The sequence below is a fragment of the Lentzea sp. CC55 genome, from assembly GCF_021056325.1.
Taxonomy (GTDB): domain Bacteria; phylum Actinomycetota; class Actinomycetes; order Mycobacteriales; family Pseudonocardiaceae; genus Lentzea; species Lentzea jiangxiensis.
This window is the reverse complement of the sequence record NZ_JAJCXE010000008.1, coordinates 245,417-261,209: the sequence shown is the minus strand read 5'-3', so window position 1 is coordinate 261,209 and position 15,793 is coordinate 245,417. Positions and strand designations below refer to the sequence as shown.

Genomic DNA, 15,793 nt, shown 5'->3' with positions numbered 1-15,793 from the left:
CGTGCCGGGTGTGGGTCGCGTCTCGCCTCCGGCGGTGGTCCGCCGTGGAAGACTTCGGGCAGACCACCGCCGGGAGGCCGTCATCGCCGACACCCTGCCGCGTGCCGCGACGCTCGTGGGCCGCGAACCCGAGCTGCGGGCCGTGCTCGACCTGGTCGAGCAGGCACCGGCGACCGGCCTCGTGCTCGTGCGGGTCAGCGGTGAGCCGGGGATCGGCAAGACGTCGCTGCTCGCCGAGATCGCGCGGCTGCTGCGGGAGCGCGGCTGCCCGGTGCTCGCGTCGGAGTCGGACGTGCTCGGCAGGCGGATCCCGTACGGGGCGGTGGCGGCGCTGGTGCGGTCGTTGCCGCCCGGTGGGGCCGGGGCGGAGGTCCTGGCCGGGCTGGAGGTCACCGAGGACTCCGGGGCGTGGTTCGGGCGGGCCTGCGACCGGGTGGTGCGGCTGCTCACCGGACTCGCCGCCCAGCGGCCCGCCGCGGTGCTGATCGACGACCTCGACCACGTCGACGACGACTCGCTCGCGTTGCTGGGGCTCGCGTTGAGGCGCGTGCCGGCGGCACCGGTCGTGGTGGTGACCGCGAGCCGGTCGGCCGAGGACGGCCGGCTGGACCGCGTCGAGCAGCACGCCGAGGTGCTGCGCCTCGAACTGGCCCCGTTGTCGGGTGAGGACGTCGCCCGGATCGTCGAGGCCGTGCTCGAGACCCCGGTGGACGACGGGCTGGCGCGCGAGGTGCGGCAGCGCGCCGACGGGAACCCGTTCTTCGTCACGGAGATCGCCCGGTCGTTGCGGGAGCTGGACCTCGTGGCGGTCGTGGGGGACCGGGCCCGGCTCGCGGTGCCGCCGGACGCGATCCGGCTGACCCGGCGGGAGGCGTTGCTCAGGAGGGTCGCGCCGCTGGAGGGCGAGGTCCGCGTCGTCGCCCGTGCGGTGGCGGTGTTCCGGCGGGTGCGGCTCGACCAGATCTCCCTGCTGGCCCGCGTGGCGTCGTTGCCCGAGGAGACCGTGGTCGCCGCGTTCGACGAGTTGCTGCGCGTGCACATCGTGGTGCACGACGACGAGCGCGGTTATCGGTTCTCGCACGCTCTTGTCGGTGAGGCGCTCTACCAGGAGGTGGGCCCCGCGCAACGGCGGCACCTGCACTCGGTGATCTCCGCGCGGCTGCTGGACGACCGGGAACAGGGCTTGCCGGTCGACCTCCTGCAGCTCGCCTGGCACCTCGCGGAGTCCGCCGTGCCCGGTGACCGGGTGGCGGTGGGCGTGCTGGCGGAGGCGGCCGCACAGGCCAGGGGGTCGGCGCCGGAGACCGCGGCCGCGTTGTGCGCCAAGGCGTTGCGGCTGTTGCCGCGCACCGCGCCCGAGCGAGCCGGCCTGCTGGCCCTGCGGTGCCGGGTGCTGGCTCGGGCGTCGCGGCCCGCGCAGGCCGTGGAGCCCGGACTGGCCGCCCTGGAGTCGCTCCCGGACGGTTCGGAACGTGCGCGGGTCGCCACGGCGGTGATCGCGTCGCTGTTCTCGGTCGGCCGGACCGGGGAAGCCCTGGCGCTGGCGGACGTCGAGGTCGCGCGGGGAAGTGCGCCCGCGTCGCTGCAAGCGCTGCGGGCCGTGCTGCTCGTCCACAACGGCCGGCACGACGACGCCGTCTCCGAGATCGCCAGGGTCGAGGCGCTGCCGATCAGCTCACCGGCCGAGGGCGTGATCGTCTTCGAGCACCTCGCGATGCTGACGTCGCTGGTGTTCCGGCACGACGAGACGGTCGAGTTCGCGAACCGCGCGCTGGCGTGCAGCGGCGGGCAGCCGGTGCTGGAGCTGCAGGCGCTGTCGGTGTGCGCCTCGACGACGGCGCTGGCGGGGCTGGTGCACGACGCGTCCTGGCGGCTGCGCCGGGCCGGGGAACTGGCCGAGCAGGTCGGGTCGCACGGCTTCCGCGCCGAACGGGTCGCGGCCCGGGTCGCGCTCGACTGGCTGGGCGGGCGGTGGGACGCGGCGCTGGACGGCATCGGGCGGTGGCGGCCCGACGTCGAGGCCGCGCAGGCCGACCAGGCGCTCGGGGTGCTGCAGGCGGTCGAGCTGTCGATCAGGACGTGGCGCGGTGAGCTCGACGTCGCCGCGCGGCTCGCGGTGCTGCCCGCACCGCGGTCGGTGAACATCTCGCGCCTGCACGCGGTGTCGCTCGCCGAGTACCTGATCGCGCGCGGTGAGGTCGACGAGGCGTGTGCGTTGCTGGAAGACAATGCGGGAACACGGCTGGAGGCCGCTTACTCGTGCGTGCTGATCGCGCGGATGATCGAGGCCGAGCTGGAGCGCGGGCAGCCCGAGGCCGCGGAGAAGGCGTGGGCGAGGCTGGCCGAGGTGGCGCCCGCGAGGATGTCGCCGTGGTCGCGCACCACCCTCCGCCGGGTCGGCGGGATCGTGTGCCGGGACGGGGAGTCGTTGCGCGAGGCGGTGTCCGAGGCCGCGCAGGGCGGGCTGGTGTTCGAGGAGGCCCGCGCCCGGCTCGCGCTGGGGGAGGTCTGCGACGACGAGGTGCCGGCGCTGGTCGAGGCGTACACGACGTTCCAGCGCCTCGGGGCGCACGGGCTGCGGCGCCGGGCGGGGAGCAGGCTGCGGGCGTTGGGCGCGAAGGTGCCCAGGGCCAGGTCGAGGGCGCCGGGGCTGCTCACCGAGGCCGAGGAGAACGTGGCGCGGCTGGTGCAGCAGGGGATGCGCAACCGGGACATCGCGGCGGCGTTGCACTACAGCCCGCGCACGATCGAGGTGTACCTGTCGCGGATCTACGCGAAGCTGCACGTCTCGTCACGGCTGGAGCTCGCCCGCGTGCTGGACGGGATGCGGGGCCGCTGAACCCGGTCGCCGCGTCACGCCGGTGGCACGAGCCGGCCGAGCCGCTTGCGCACTCCTTCCTCCTGGTAGCGCGCCACGGTGTCGGCCAGCTGCTCGCACGCGTGCTCGACGGTCCGCCTGGCCTCGTCGCGCTCGCTGGTGATGGCGCTCAGGATCAGCCCGGTCAGCGCCACCGAGCCGTTGAACGCCTGCAGCACGATCATCGTGGTCGGCAGGTCGCCGGTGGCGAAGCTCCCCGCGGCGGCGGACATCACGGCGGCCACGGAGATGATCACCGCGCACGGCGCGGCGATCGCGTGCTGGAACCGCAACGCCGCCCAGATCAGCATCGGGAACACCAGGAACAGCAGCCGCGACCCCGACGTCGTCACCCACGACGCGATCACGGCGGTGGCGGCGAGGAGCACCGCGGCCTCGGCGATCCGGGCGGGCGGGGCGCGCCAGTGCCGGGGCAGGGTGAGCAGCAACGGCGTGAACACCAGCACGCCCATCGCGTCGCCGGTCCACCACACCGACACGACCGCCGGCACGTCGCTCCACCCGACCACGCCGCCGATCCTCAGCGCCGCCGTGCCGATCAGGGCGCTGACCAGCATCGCGCCCAGCGCACCCGCGAAGACGAGCAGCAGCGCGTCCTTCAGCCGGTCGAGCGCGGGGCGGAACCCGAACCGCGTCAGCAGGTACCACGCGAGCAGCGGGGCCGCCGTGTTGCCGGCCGTGATCAGCAGGGCCGATGCGACGGGCGCGCCGAGGGTGATGTTGGTGGCGAACGCGCCGAGGGTGATACCGGGCCAGATCCGGCGACCGGACACCAGCAGCGCCGCCACGGCGATCCCCGTCGGCAGCCAGAGCGGGGTGACCTGACCCTCCACGAGGGCCAGGACCAGGCCGACCCGCGCGGTCGCGAAGTACGCGATCGCGACCGCGACGATGGTGACGGCGGTGCGAAGTGCGGCGTTCACCCACACATGCTCCACCCGTGCACACGTGTTGGCCATACGCCTCCCCAGGACGTACCCACCTGGGCCCACTCCGCGGGTCGGTACGTTCGCCGGATGACCACGACCGGGTACCGCCTGCTCGACGACGCGCGCAGGGCCGTCCGGCCCCTGCTGGAGCGGGAGGCCGGCCGGTTGCCCGCCACGTTGCGGCACCGCGCGGTCCTCCACTTCGGCTGGGACGCGCCGGACAGCGGTACCGGCAAGGCCGTGCGGCCCGCGCTGGTCCTCGCGACGTCGCGCGCGCTCGGCGGTGACGAGCACACGGCGCTCACCGTCGCGGCGGCCGTGGAGCTGGTGCACAACTTCACGCTGATCCACGACGACGTGCACGACCAGGACGCCGAACGGCACGGTCGTCCGGCGCTGTGGACGGTGTGCGGTGCGTCGGAGGCACTCCTGGTCGGCAACGCGCTGCTGGCACTCGGCATCCGGACGCTGTCCGGCCTCAGGGGAGCCGACGTGCTCGCGGAGTGCGCGATCGAGCTGTGCGAGGGCCAGAGCCTCGACATCGGCTTCGAACGGCGCGACGAGGTGAGCCTCGACGAGTGCCTGCGGATGTCCGCGGGCAAGACCGGCTCGCTCATCGCCGCGGCCTGCTCGCTGACGGCGCTCAACGCGGACGCCGGCACCGCCGCCGTCCGGGCGTTCCACGACTTCGGCACCGAGCTCGGCATCGCCTTCCAGCGCGCCAACGACCTCCTGGGCATCTGGGGCGACGAACGGGCGACCGGCAAACCCACCGGCTCCGACCTCGCCCGTCTCAAGAAGACGCTGCCGGTCGTGCACGCGCTGCGGTCGGCACCCGAACTGGCCGAGCTGTACGCGCGGGGCGTCGAGCTCGACGAGGCGCAGACCCGGAGGGCGGCCGCGCTGGTCGCCGCCAGTGGGGCGCGGGAATGGGCGGAGGCCGAGGTCCACCGCCGCGTCGATCTCGCGCTGGCACACGTGCGGGAGTACGAATCGTCCGAACTGACCACTCTCGCGAAGCTCGCCTTCGCCTACTACAGGTCTCTGAGCAGCGTCGATTCTTAGCTGTTGTGGAACCCGCACTACAGCGCGCCCCGCCTGGCCGGTGAGGTGGACCGCATGCGCACAGCCGAGGCGGTCGACGAGGTCCGCGTGGAGGACGGGCGCCGCGTGCTGGTGGTCGCCGGCCGTCTCGCGCTGCCGGTCCCGGCGGGCGTCACCGACGCGCAGGCGCTGGTGCTGGCGAGAGCGGGCACCACGGCGTGGCACCTCCTGCGCACGTGCGCACATCTCAGGCCCGACGAGTCGATCGTCGTGCACGACGCCGCCGGCGAGATCGGTGCCATCGCGGTCCAGCTGGCGCGCAGCTTCGCCGCCGGTCGGGTCATCGCGACCGAGTCCACCCCTGCCGGTCGCGACCGGGCCTCGGAACTCGGTGCGGACGTCGCCGTCGACTCGGATCCCGACGGCCTGGCCGCGCGGGTGATCGGGGCGAACGAGGGCGCCCAGGTCGACGTCGTGCTCGATCCGGGAGGTGCCCTCACGGCCTCGCTGGACGCGCTCGCGCCGTTCGGCAGGGTCGTCTGCCACGGCGCGGACCAGGACGAATCCGTTGCCCTCACGGGTCTTCTCGGTGGTTCACGAGCCGTCATCGGGTTCCGGTTCGAGCACGTCCTCGCCCGGCCGGACATGGTCGCGCGAGCCGTGAGTGAGCTGTTCGGGTTGACCTCGGCCGGGCGGTTGCGCCCGGTGGCGGGCGACTAGTACTGGTTGGTAACAAGCTGACTCGAGGGGACGCATGAAGACGGTGTTCACGACCTGCCCGCTCTGCGAAGCGACCTGCGGGCTGGAGCTGACGGTCGAGGGCGACCGGATCACGAGGGTGCGCGGCGACCGCGAGGACGAGTTCAGCAAGGGCTTCCTGTGCCCCAAGGGCGCCTCCCTCGGCACGCTCGACGCCGACCCCGACCGGCTCACCGTGCCGCTGGTCAAGCGCGACGGCGAGTTCCGGGAGACCACGTGGGAGGAGGCCTTCGCCCACGTCGACGAACGCCTGAAGGACTTCCCGGACCGCGACACGGTCGCCCTGTACCTCGGCAACCCCGTCGTGCACTCGCTGGCCGGCGGCCTCTACGCCGGACCGCTGCGCAAGGCATTGGGCAGCCGCAACGTCTTCACCGCGAGCACCGTCGACCAGATGCCGAAGCACGTCCAGGTCGGGCTCATGTTCGGCGGCGTCTTCTCGATCCCCGTGCCGGACATCGACCGCACCGACTTCATGCTGGTGCTGGGCGCCGACCCGTTCTCGTCCAACGGCAGCCTGTGGACGGTGCCGGACGCGCCGGGCCGCTTCCGGGCGCTGCGCAAGCGCGGCGGCCGGTTCGTCGTCGTGGACCCGCGCCGCAGCCGCACCGCGCAGGCGGCCGACCAGCACGTGGTGATCCGGCCGGGCACGGACGTGTTCCTGCTGCTGGCACTCGTCCACGAGCTGTTCGCGCAGGACCTCGTGGACCTGCGGGAGCTGGCCGGGCACATCACCGACCACACGGTGATCCGCGCGCACGTGGAGCCGTTCAGCCCGGCCGCGGTCGCGGGACGCACCGGCATCGACGCCGAGACGATCCGTGCGCTGGCACGGGAACTGGCGGGCGCGGACCGTGCCGTGGTCTACGGCCGCATCGGCACGACGACGGTCGAGTTCGGCACGGTCGCGTCGTGGGCAGTCGACGTCCTCAACGTCCTGACCGGCAACCTCGACCGGCCCGGCGGCGCCATGTGGCCGTTGCCCGCGCACGGCGGGCGCGGACCCGGACGCGGCAAGGGGTTCACGACGGGGCGCTGGCACAGCCGGGTCAAGGGACACCCCGAGGTGATGGGGGAGTTCCCGGCCGTCACGATGGCCGACGAGATCGAGACCCCCGGCGAGGGCCGGGTGCGGGCGCTGTTCACGATCGGGGGCAACCCCGCGCTGTCGCTGCCGAACTCCGCCCGCGTGAACGAGGCGCTGTCCTCTTTGGACTTCATGGTCAGCGTCGACCCGTACCTCAACGAGACCACGCGGCACGCGGACGTCATCTTGCCGACGCCTCCGCCGTCCCGCCGCGACCACTACGACATCGCGTTCCTCAACAACTCCACGCGCAACGTCGCGAAGTACTCGCGCGCGGCCATCCCGCTGGAGGAGGGCAGGGTCGACGAGACGGACGTCTTCTTCCGGCTCGCCACCATCTTCAGCGGCCTCGGCCCGGCGGCCGACCTCGACGCCGTCGCCGCGTTCCAGCTGGCGGAGCTGAAGAAGAAGGCAGGTGCCGACTTCGAACCCGAGGGCGAGACGCGCGAGGAACGCCTGCTGGACCTCAAGCTCCGCACCGGCGCGTACGGGATTTCGCTGCGGCAGCTGCTCGACAACCCGCACGGCATCGACCTCGGCCCTCTCACCCCGCGGCTGCCCGAGATCCTGCGCACGCCGTCCGGCAAGGTCGAGCTGACCCCGCGGCCGATCGTGGACGACCTGCCGCGCGTGCTCGCGGCCCTGCGGACGCCCGAGACCGAGATGGTCCTGGTCGGCCGCAGGCACCTGCGCAGCAACAACTCCTGGATGCACAACGTGCCCGCGCTGGTGAAGGGCAAGCCGTTGTGCACCTTGCTGGTGAACCCCGCCGACGCCGTCCGCATCGGCCTCGCCGACGGCGCCACCGCCCAGGTCACCTCGCGCGTCGGCGAGGTCGAGGTGCTGGTCGAGGTCACCGCCGACATCGCGCCCGGCGTCGTCTCGATGCCGCACGGCTGGGGCCACGACCAGCCCGGCACCCGGCTCACCGTCGCCCGCGAGCACGCCGGCGTGAACGTCAACCTCCTCACCGACGACCTGCGCATCGACCCGCTCTCGGGCACCGCCGTGCTGAACGGCACCCGCGTGCGGGTCGTGCCCGCCTGAAGTTCCCCCGACACCAGCGCCTTCGAGGAGCCGCCATGACCGCCGGAGTCACCAGCCCGACCGCGGTGCGAGCCGTCCGCCGGATAGCCGACCTGCCGTTCCTCGCGGAGCAGTCGTACGGCGACGCGGTGGCGTGGCGGTTCAAGCGGGACGGGCGGTGGCACGAGCAGACCTACGCCGAGGTCTCGGAGCTGGTGCTGGACCTCGCGTCCGGGTTCGTCCACGCCGGACTCCGGGCGGGCGACCGGGTCTGCGTGCTCGCGAACACCCGTCCGGAGTGGACGGCCGTCGAGCTGGCCGTGCTCGCCGCCGGCGGCGTGGTCGTGCCGATCTACCCGTCCTCCACGGCCGAGGAGATCGCCTGGGTGGCGGGCGACTCCGGCGCGTCGATGTTGGTGGGGGAGAACGACGGGCAGTGCGCCAAGGTCGACGCCGTCCGCGCCGAGCTCCCCGAGCTGCACACCGTGCTCACGATCGACCCCGCGGGCGACCGGCCGACGGTGGCCGGGCTGCAGGACACCGGCCGCACCTCGCCGCTCGCCGCGGAGCTCGACTCCCGCCGGGCCGCGATCAGGCCGGAGGACCCGAGTCTGATCATCTACACCTCGGGCACCACCGGCCCGCCCAAGGGCTGCGTCCTCACCAGTGCGAACTGGGTCGCGCTCTGCCGGGTCGCGGAGGAGACCCGCATCGACGCGATGACCGGAACCGTTTACCTGTTCCTGCCGCTGGCCCACGTCTTCGCGCAGATCACCATGTTCGCGACGATGTACCGCGGTGGCGCGCTCGCCTACTTCGGCGGCGACGTGAAAGCGGTCGTGCCGGAGCTTTCCGAGGTGCGGCCGACTTTCCTGCCGTCGGTGCCGCGCATTTTCGAGAAGATCTACACCTTCGTCACCTCGGCCGTGCCCGCGGACCAGCTCGCGCAGGCCGTGGCATTGGGACTGGAGGTGCGGCGGCGTCGTTCGGCCGGTGAACCCGTCCCGCCGGAAATGGCGGCGGCGTTCGAACAGGCCGACGCGTTGTTCGCGAACGTGCGCGCGGTGTTCGGAGGCCGGCTCGTGCAGGCCCTTTCCGGTGCCGCGCCGATTTCGCGGGAAGTGCTCCAGTTCTTCCACGCCGCCGGAGTGCCGGTGCTGGAGGGCTACGGCATGACGGAGTCGACCGCCGTGGGCACCATCAACACCCTCGAGCGCTTCAAGCTCGGCTCGGTCGGCGCGACCGGGGTGGCGGGACTCGAGATGACGGTCGCGGAGGACGGTGAGCTGCTCATGCGCGGCCCGCACGTCTTCGCGGGGTACTGGCGCAACGACGAGGCCACGGCCGCGGCGCTGCGGGACGGGTGGCTGCACACCGGCGACCTGGGCGAGATCGACGCGGACGGTTTCGTGACGATCACCGGCCGCAAGAAGGACATCATCATCACCGCGGGCGGCAAGAACATCGCGCCGGCGAACGTGGAGAACGTGCTGCGGCAGTCCCGCTGGATCTCGCACGCGGTGTTGTTCGGCGACCGCAAGCCCTACTGCGTGGCGCTGATCACACTTGACGCCGACGAGATCGTGCCGTGGGCGACGGCCCGTGGTTTGCCTTCCGACGTCGAATCATTGGTGGGTCACCCGGAAGTGCGAGCGCTCTTGCAGGAAGTCGTCGACGAAGCGAACTCGCACTTCGCCAATGTTTCGCAAGTGAAGAAGTTCGTGCTGCTCAGCAGGGATCTGTCGCAGGAGGAGGGAGAACTGACGCCAACGTTGAAGGTCAAACGAAACGTCGTCCACCGACTTCACTCTGCGTTGTACGAAGGGCTCTACGAGTAACCCGTACGTACGAGAAATCCAAAAACAGGTACATCCACCCTGGCGGATTCGTTCCGCTCAGGGCAGAGTGGGACACCAAGCGGCGCCAGGCCCCCTCCCCCCTCGGGCCAGCCGCTTCGCGGCCCCGGTCACGGCGTACTCCCCCCAGACGCCCTCACCGGGGCCGCCTTGCGTTCGCGGTCACCTCCGCGGCGGCGCGGTGGTCCCCCGCACGATCAGCTGCGTCTCCGCCACGACCTGCGGTGCCCCGGTCCCGTCCTCGCCGAGCCGGTCGAGCAGCAGGTTCACCGCCGTGCGCCCGGCCTGCGCCACCGGCATCGCCACCGTCGTCAGGCCGGGGGAGCTCAGCGCCGCGTACACGAGGTCGTCGAACCCGGTCACCGACACGTCGCCGGGCACGGAGATGCCGCGGTCGCGCAACCGCGCGATCACCCCCAGCGCCATCACGTCGTTGTAGGCCATGACCGCCGTCGTGCCGGCCGCCACCGCCAGGTCGGCCGCCTGCAGCCCGCCCTCGTAGCGCGGCGCGAACGGCCCGAGGTCGGCGAGGTGCACCCCGTGCCGTGCCACGGCTTCCGCGAGCCCGCGGCGACGCTCCTGGTTGGACCAGGAGGTGCGAGGGCCGTTGAGGTAGGCGATCCGCCGGTGTCCCAATGCGACGAGGTGGTCGACGACCGATCGCATTCCCCCCGCCGAGTCCATCAGCGCCGCGGGTACACCGGGCAGCCGCCGGTTCAGCAGCACCAGCGAGGTCACCCCCGCCACCTCCCGCACCTGCGAGTCCTCCAGGCCGGGCGAGCAGAGCACGACGCCGTCGACCTGCTTCGCCATGGCGTGCACCAGCTTCGCCTCGAGGACGGGGTCCTCGTCGCTGTCCGCCACGAACACCGCGTGGTCCGCCTGCATCGCCCGCGCCTGCACGGCCTTGAGCACGCCCGTGAAGAACGGGTTGCCGAGGTCCGGCACGACGATGCCGATGTTGCCGGTCTTGCCGGTGATGAGCCCCCGCGCGGCCCGGTTGGGCTGGTAGCCGAGGTCCGAGGCGGCGGTGAGCACCCGCGCCCTGGTCTCCGGCCGGACGAGGTCGGGAGACGTCAGCGCACGCGAAACGGTGGCCACCGACACGTGCGCTCTCCGAGCCACGTCGCGGATGGTGACTGCCACTGGTACCTCACCCTCAGCTGCCGGTTGGGCCAATCATGACCGGTGGGGTGTGAAGCGGGGCTGCGAGTCCGCGAGGCTTCCCCGGGCAGGCCTCTGGACGCGGGTGCCGTCCAGCCGCGGTTGACAAAGCGGAACGGTGCTCCATATAGTTCCGGAACGTCGCTCCGCTTGAGTCGGCCGCATCCCAGGAGGAACCCCCATGACCGTCTTCACGGTGAGCCCCGTCGTGCTCGAAGTCCCCGGCCGTCCCGTCGACCTGCAGTTGAAGGTCTCCGCGCCGACCGAGGGCGAGGAGTTGCCGATCGTCCTGCTGTCCCACGGGCAGGGCTACTCGAACCACCTCTCCTCGCTCAACGGCTACGCGCCGGTCGCGAACCACTTGGCCGAGCAGGGCTTCGCCGTCCTGCAGCCCACGCACCTGAGCAGCAGGTCCCTGGCCCTGCCGCAGGACACCCCCGGCGCGCCGCTGTTCTGGCGGGAGCGCGCCGAGGACATGACCCACGTCCTCGACCGGCTCGACGAGGTCGAGAAGGCCGTGCCGCAGCTGCGGAACCGCTTGGACCGCACCAGGATCGCGGTCGTCGGCCACTCGATGGGCGGCCACACCGCGAGCCTGCTGCTCGGCATGCGGACCGAGGGCGTGAGCCTGCGCGACGACCGGATCGGGGCGGGCGTGCTGCTCGGTTCGACCGGCCGCGGCGAGGGGCTCACCGACCTCGTCCTGGAGCGCTACCCGTTCATGACGACCACGGACTTCAGCGAGATGACCACGCCCGCGCTCGTCGTGGCGGGGGACAGCGACGGGTCGGAGCACCTGTCGGCGAACGGCCCGGCGTGGCACGAGGACCCGTACCACCTCTCGCCCGGTCCGAAGGACCTGGTCGTGCTGTCCGGCGCCGAGCACGGGTTCGGCGGCGTCTCCGGCTACGACGTCGCGGAGACCACCGACGAGAGCCCGGAACGGGTCGCGGAGGTGCTGCGGCTGATCACGGCCTACCTGCGCGGTCAGTTGCTGGGAACCGCCGACTGGAAGCAGGTCGGGCCCACCTCCGGCCGCGTCGAGTCGAAGGGCTAGTGCGCGTTCGGCTCGGGGTTGCGCCCTGGCCGTGACAGGAACTCGAAGTCGCAGCCCTCGTCGGCCTGCGTGATGTGCTCGTAGTACAGGGCGCCGTACCCGCGTTCGAACTTCGGCGGCGGCGCCGTCCACGCGGCCCTGCGCCGTTCCATCTCCTCGTCGGAGATCTCCAGGCGCAACACGCGCGCCCGCACGTCCAGCGTCACGAGGTCGCCGTCCCGCACCAGCGCCAGCGGCCCGCCGACGTGCGCCTCGGGTGCGACGTGCAGAACGCAGGCACCGTAGGAAGTTCCGCTCATCCGCGCGTCCGACACGCGCACCATGTCCCGGACCCCTTCGCGCAGGAGCTTGTCCGGGATGGGCAGCATCCCGTACTCCGGCATGCCGGGCCCGCCCTTGGGCCCGCCACCGGCCAGCACGATCACCGACTCCCGCGTCACGTCCAGCGACGGGTCGTTGATGCGCGCTTGCAGGTCCCGGTAGCCGTGGAAGACCACGGCGGGCCCGGTGTGCCGCCAGAGCGCGGGATCAGCCGCCACGTACTTGACGACCGCGCCGTCCGGGGCCAGGTTTCCCCGCAGCACGGCCAGCCCGCCCTCGGGGGAGATCGGGTTCTCCAGCGGGCGGATCACCGAGGGGTCGTGCACCTCGGCGCCTTCGAGGTCCTCGCCGAACGTCCGCCCGGTGACCGTGATCCGCTGAAGGTGCAACGACTCCCGCAACCGCGACAGCAGTCCGCGCAACCCCCCGGCGAGGTAGAAGTCCTCCATCAGGTGCTCGCCCGCGGGCTGGACGGACGCGAGCACCGGCGTCTCCCGCGACAGGCGGTCGAAGTCGGCCAGCGACAACGGAATCTGCGACCGCCCGGCCATCGCGATCAGGTGGATGTACGAGTTCGTCGAGCCGCCCAGCGCGAGGACCGTCCGGATCGCGTCCTCGTACGCCTGCGGTGACAGGACATCGGCGATCGTCAGGCCCTCGCGCACCATCTCGACGACCCGCGTCCCGGACGCCGCAGCCATGCGGTGGTGCGCCGAGTCGACGGCCGGGATCGACGACGCCCCCGGCAGCGTCAGCCCCAGGGCTTCCGCCGCGGCGGTCATCGTCGAGGCCGTGCCCATCGTCATGCAGGTGCCGGGGGAGCGGGCCAGCCCCGCCTGGATCTCCGCCCAGTCACCGGACGAGATCGTGCCCGCGCGCTTCTCGTCCCAGAACCGCCACATGTCCGTGCCGGACGCGAGCTTCTCGCCCCGCCAGTGACCGCGCAGCATCGGCCCGGCCGGCACGAAGACCGTCGGCAGGCCCGCGGAGGCGGCACCCATCAGCAACGCGGGCGTGGTCTTGTCGCAGCCGCCCATGAGCACGCAGCCGTCGACCGGGTAGGAGCGCAGGACCTCCTCGGTCTCCATCGACAGCATGTTCCGGTACAGCATCGGGGTCGGCTTCTGGTACGTCTCCGACAACGTGGAAACCGGGAACTCCAGGGGAAAGCCGCCCGCCTGCCAGACGCCGCGCTCCACCTGCTGCGCCCGTTCGCGCAGGTGCATGTGGCACGGGTTGATGCCGCTCCACGTGTTGAGGATCGCGATCACCGGTTTGCCGAGGTGTTCGGACGCGTTGAGGCCGAGCTGGCGCATGCGGGCGTTGTGCGAGAACGCCCTGAGCCCCTCGCCGTCGAACCACTGCCCGCTGCGCAACGTCACAGCAGGCTCCACGAGTTCAGCAGCACGCCGACGGCCGACCGGCCGGCCTCGTCCAGCGCGCTCGCGGGAGGCCGGACGTCCCGGCGGCACAACCCCAGCTGTGCCAACGCTTCCTTCACGACGGACACGTTGCCCGCCGACTCGTCCGCCGCCCGCAGCTCCTCGAACCTCCTGATGAACTCCCAGATCTCCATCGCCGCCCCGAACTCGCGCACCTGGAGCGCTCTGAACATCTGCACCGGCAGCTGGGGGGCGACGTTGGCGAGCCCGGACGTGAACCCCGTCGCCCCGACCGCGAAGTACCCCGGAGCCGACAGCTCGGCGAGCCCCGCGACCCACGTGAACCGGTCGAGCCCGGCGTCCCGCGCGACCGACGCGAACCGCACCGGGTCGGGCACCGCGTACTTCACGCCGACGACGTTCGGGCACGCGTCCGCCAGCGCCGCGATCTGCGCGCCGCCGATCCGCGGGTTCCGCACGTACAGGACCACGCTGAGCTCCGGCACCGCTTCGGCGATCGCCCGGTGGTAGTCCACCCACCCGTCCAGCGACACGTACGGGTGCACCGGCTGGTGGATCATGACGCCCCGGGCCCCCGCCCGGTCCGCGAACCGCGCGGCCCTGGTCGCCGAGTCGAGGTCGTGCCCGACACCCGCGACGATCGCGGCCCTGTCCCCGACGGTGTCGACCGCGACCCGCAGCGCGCGCTCGGTCTCGGCGGCGGACAACGTGTAGAACTCGCTCGTGTTGCCGTTCGGCGTGACGACCGGGACACCGCCGTCGACCACGCGGTCCACGATCGCGGCATAGCTCTTCTCGTCGACCGCACCGTCCGCGTCGAACGGCGTAACGATGATCGCCACGACGGACGCCAGCTGCTCGGTCAGGTCATCGAACGACATCGGGGAGCTCCTCGACAACTCGGTCGGCGAAGGTCTGGACGTGGCGGCGCAGCAGGTCGGCCGCCTCGTCGGCGAACCCCTCCTCGGCGACGGCGAGGATCGCCCGGTGCTCGGCGTCCTCCGCCTCCCAGGTCGGGCGGAGCCCCCAGCCCGCCACGGTGATCAGCGCGGTCCGGTCGCGCAGCCCGTCGAGGATCTCGACCATCAACGGGTTGCCGCAGCCCGCGTAGAGCGCGCGGTGGAACCGCCGGTTGGCGAGACTGCGCCGCGCCAGGTCCCCCGTGTCGTCGAGCGCGGCCCTGGCCTCGGAGAAGTCGGCGCGCAGCCGCACCGAGCGGCGGAGGGCCTCGGGCTCCAGGAGCAGGCGCACGTCGTAGACGGACGCGGCCATCTCGGCGTCCACCATCCGGACCGTGGCGCCCTTGTAGGGGCTCATCGCGACCAGCCCGGAGCCGGCGAGCGTCTTGAGCGCCTCCCGCACCGGCGTCTTCGAGACGTTGAGCGTCGCGGCGAGTTCGCTTTCGACGAGCGCCTGACCGGGTTTCAGCTTTCCGTGGAGAATCGCTTCTTTGATCGATTCCAGAACGAAGTCCGTCCGCGACGCCGGAAGTGCACCAGCGCGGTCATACATCATATATTAGAGCGTAAACGCAGGTAGAACGCTGGTCAAGCTCACGGTGTGGGCTGCGCGACCTCGACGTACCCGAGTTGAACCAACTCCCTCGGCGGCTCGTTCTGAAGGTGTTGGTCACCGCCGCGCGCGGGACCGGAGAAGGAGAAATGTGAGTGGTTCGTTCCGCGTGACCGTGTCCATTGCCGCGTCCGCCAGCGCATGGCACCGAACGTCCTGGGCACCGACGAGTTGAACGAGAACGACATGCTGATGGAAGAACTGCCACCGGAGGCCGCGCTGGACGGGCCTCCACCGAACGCGGACGACCTGCTCCGGCGCACGCTGGGCACAGTCCGCGAAGAGCGACACCAGGCCGTGCGCCGCCGTGGGCGCATCACGGCCGTGTCGTCGACCCTGGTCGTCGCCGGCGTGCTCGCCGGAGGCGTCTGGATGGGCCAGGGGATGGGCGTGGGCGGCACCGAGGACGCGGTCCTGCAGGGGACCTCGGCCGACGGCGCCCACCTGGCCGTGCGGGTCACCGAAACCGAAGGCGGCCTGAGGCTGGTGGCGACGGTCGACGGCGTGCGGGACGGCGAAGCCTGCTGGCTCGTCGTGCACACGAAGGACGGGCGGACCTTCACCGCTGGCTCCTGGAGGGCGCACGAGGGAGAGGTGACGCTGGCCGGGTCCGCGATGGTGCGGGCGGGGGACGTGGCCGGGGTCAGCGTGGTGAACCACGACCGGCAGCCGCTGGTGACGGCCGGGTAGGGCAGGA

Annotated in this window: 12 protein-coding genes; 7 read left to right on the top strand and 5 right to left on the bottom strand. The window is 72.1% G+C overall.

Annotation, left to right across the window (positions count from 1 at the left end; translation table 11 throughout):
* Nucleotides 1-34 precede the first annotated feature (34 nt).
* Nucleotides 35-2,839 carry a LuxR family transcriptional regulator gene (locus L6E10_RS06320; RefSeq protein WP_236217695.1) on the top strand — a complete coding sequence of 935 codons (2,805 nt, stop codon included), beginning with the start codon at nt 35-37 and terminating at the stop codon, nt 2,837-2,839.
* 14 nt (nt 2,840-2,853) lie between these two features.
* On the opposite strand, the gene L6E10_RS06315 is transcribed toward L6E10_RS06320, so the two are convergent.
* Nucleotides 2,854-3,801 carry an MASE1 domain-containing protein gene (locus L6E10_RS06315; protein ID WP_236217693.1) on the bottom strand — a complete coding sequence of 316 codons (948 nt, stop codon included), beginning with the start codon at nt 3,799-3,801 and terminating at the stop codon, nt 2,854-2,856.
* Between the two features lie 93 nt (nt 3,802-3,894).
* On the opposite strand from L6E10_RS06315, the gene L6E10_RS06310 reads away from it, so the two are divergent.
* The 4 genes from L6E10_RS06310 to L6E10_RS06295 are packed head-to-tail and all read left to right on the top strand — an operon-like array spanning nt 3,895 to nt 9,561.
* Nucleotides 3,895-4,872: a polyprenyl synthetase family protein gene (locus L6E10_RS06310; protein ID WP_236217691.1), complete on the top strand. Its 978-nt coding sequence runs from the start codon at nt 3,895-3,897 to the stop codon at nt 4,870-4,872.
* A 54-nt stretch (nt 4,873-4,926) separates the two neighbouring features.
* Nucleotides 4,927-5,571, top strand: coding sequence for a zinc-binding dehydrogenase (locus tag L6E10_RS06305; RefSeq protein WP_236217689.1), 645 nt, complete (start codon nt 4,927-4,929; stop codon nt 5,569-5,571).
* A 34-nt stretch (nt 5,572-5,605) separates the two neighbouring features.
* On the top strand, nt 5,606-7,744 hold the full coding sequence (locus L6E10_RS06300; RefSeq protein WP_236217687.1) for a molybdopterin-dependent oxidoreductase: 2,139 nt from the start codon (nt 5,606-5,608) through the stop codon (nt 7,742-7,744).
* A 35-nt stretch (nt 7,745-7,779) separates the two neighbouring features.
* Nucleotides 7,780-9,561 (top strand): long-chain fatty acid--CoA ligase, encoded by a 1,782-nt coding sequence (locus L6E10_RS06295; protein ID WP_236217685.1) that lies wholly within the window; start codon nt 7,780-7,782, stop codon nt 9,559-9,561.
* Between the two features lie 180 nt (nt 9,562-9,741).
* Here the strand turns inward: L6E10_RS06295 and L6E10_RS06290 are convergent, their stop codons facing one another.
* A complete protein-coding gene (locus L6E10_RS06290; RefSeq protein WP_236217683.1) occupies nt 9,742-10,725 on the bottom strand; it encodes a substrate-binding domain-containing protein in 984 nt (327 codons plus the stop codon).
* A gap of 199 nt (nt 10,726-10,924) precedes the next feature.
* On the opposite strand from L6E10_RS06290, the gene L6E10_RS06285 reads away from it, so the two are divergent.
* A complete protein-coding gene (locus L6E10_RS06285; RefSeq protein ID WP_236217681.1) occupies nt 10,925-11,800 on the top strand; it encodes an alpha/beta fold hydrolase in 876 nt (291 codons plus the stop codon).
* Here L6E10_RS06285 and araD read toward each other — a convergent pair.
* From araD to L6E10_RS06270, 3 genes are read right to left on the bottom strand one after another with little or no spacing between them, the layout of a single operon-like run.
* Nucleotides 11,797-13,503 (bottom strand): L-arabinonate dehydratase, encoded by a 1,707-nt coding sequence (araD, locus tag L6E10_RS06280; protein WP_236217679.1) that lies wholly within the window; start codon nt 13,501-13,503, stop codon nt 11,797-11,799. The two genes, L6E10_RS06285 and araD, sit on opposite strands and share 4 nt — an antisense overlap.
* The gene (locus tag L6E10_RS06275) at nt 13,500-14,405 is read right to left on the bottom strand and encodes a dihydrodipicolinate synthase family protein (protein WP_236217677.1); all 906 of its coding nucleotides are present in this window, start codon (nt 14,403-14,405) and stop codon (nt 13,500-13,502) included. The genes araD and L6E10_RS06275 overlap by 4 nt, the downstream gene beginning before the upstream one ends.
* On the bottom strand, nt 14,392-15,039 hold the full coding sequence (locus L6E10_RS06270) for a GntR family transcriptional regulator (RefSeq protein WP_236217675.1): 648 nt from the start codon (nt 15,037-15,039) through the stop codon (nt 14,392-14,394). Before L6E10_RS06270 ends, L6E10_RS06275 begins: the two co-directional genes overlap by 14 nt.
* 198 nt (nt 15,040-15,237) lie before the next feature.
* On the opposite strand from L6E10_RS06270, the gene L6E10_RS06265 reads away from it, so the two are divergent.
* Entirely contained in the window at nt 15,238-15,786 is a 549-nt protein-coding gene (locus L6E10_RS06265; protein WP_236217673.1) for an anti-sigma factor, read from the top strand.
* Nucleotides 15,787-15,793: the final 7 nt, after the last annotated feature.

Bases quoted from the DNA above. Each gene is read 5' to 3' on its own strand.
- L6E10_RS06310 (WP_236217691.1), top strand. From the start codon at position 3,895: ATGACCACGACCGGGTACCGCCTGCTCGACGACGCGCGCAGGGCCGTC.
- L6E10_RS06305 (WP_236217689.1), top strand. From the start codon at position 4,927: ATGCGCACAGCCGAGGCGGTCGACGAGGTCCGCGTGGAGGACGGGCGC.
- L6E10_RS06300 (WP_236217687.1), top strand. From the start codon at position 5,606: ATGAAGACGGTGTTCACGACCTGCCCGCTCTGCGAAGCGACCTGCGGG.
- L6E10_RS06295 (WP_236217685.1), top strand. From the start codon at position 7,780: ATGACCGCCGGAGTCACCAGCCCGACCGCGGTGCGAGCCGTCCGCCGG.
- L6E10_RS06285 (WP_236217681.1), top strand. From the start codon at position 10,925: ATGACCGTCTTCACGGTGAGCCCCGTCGTGCTCGAAGTCCCCGGCCGT.
- L6E10_RS06275 (WP_236217677.1), bottom strand. From the start codon at position 14,405: ATGTCGTTCGATGACCTGACCGAGCAGCTGGCGTCCGTCGTGGCGATC.
- L6E10_RS06270 (WP_236217675.1), bottom strand. From the start codon at position 15,039: ATGATGTATGACCGCGCTGGTGCACTTCCGGCGTCGCGGACGGACTTC.
- L6E10_RS06265 (WP_236217673.1), top strand. From the start codon at position 15,238: ATGGCACCGAACGTCCTGGGCACCGACGAGTTGAACGAGAACGACATG.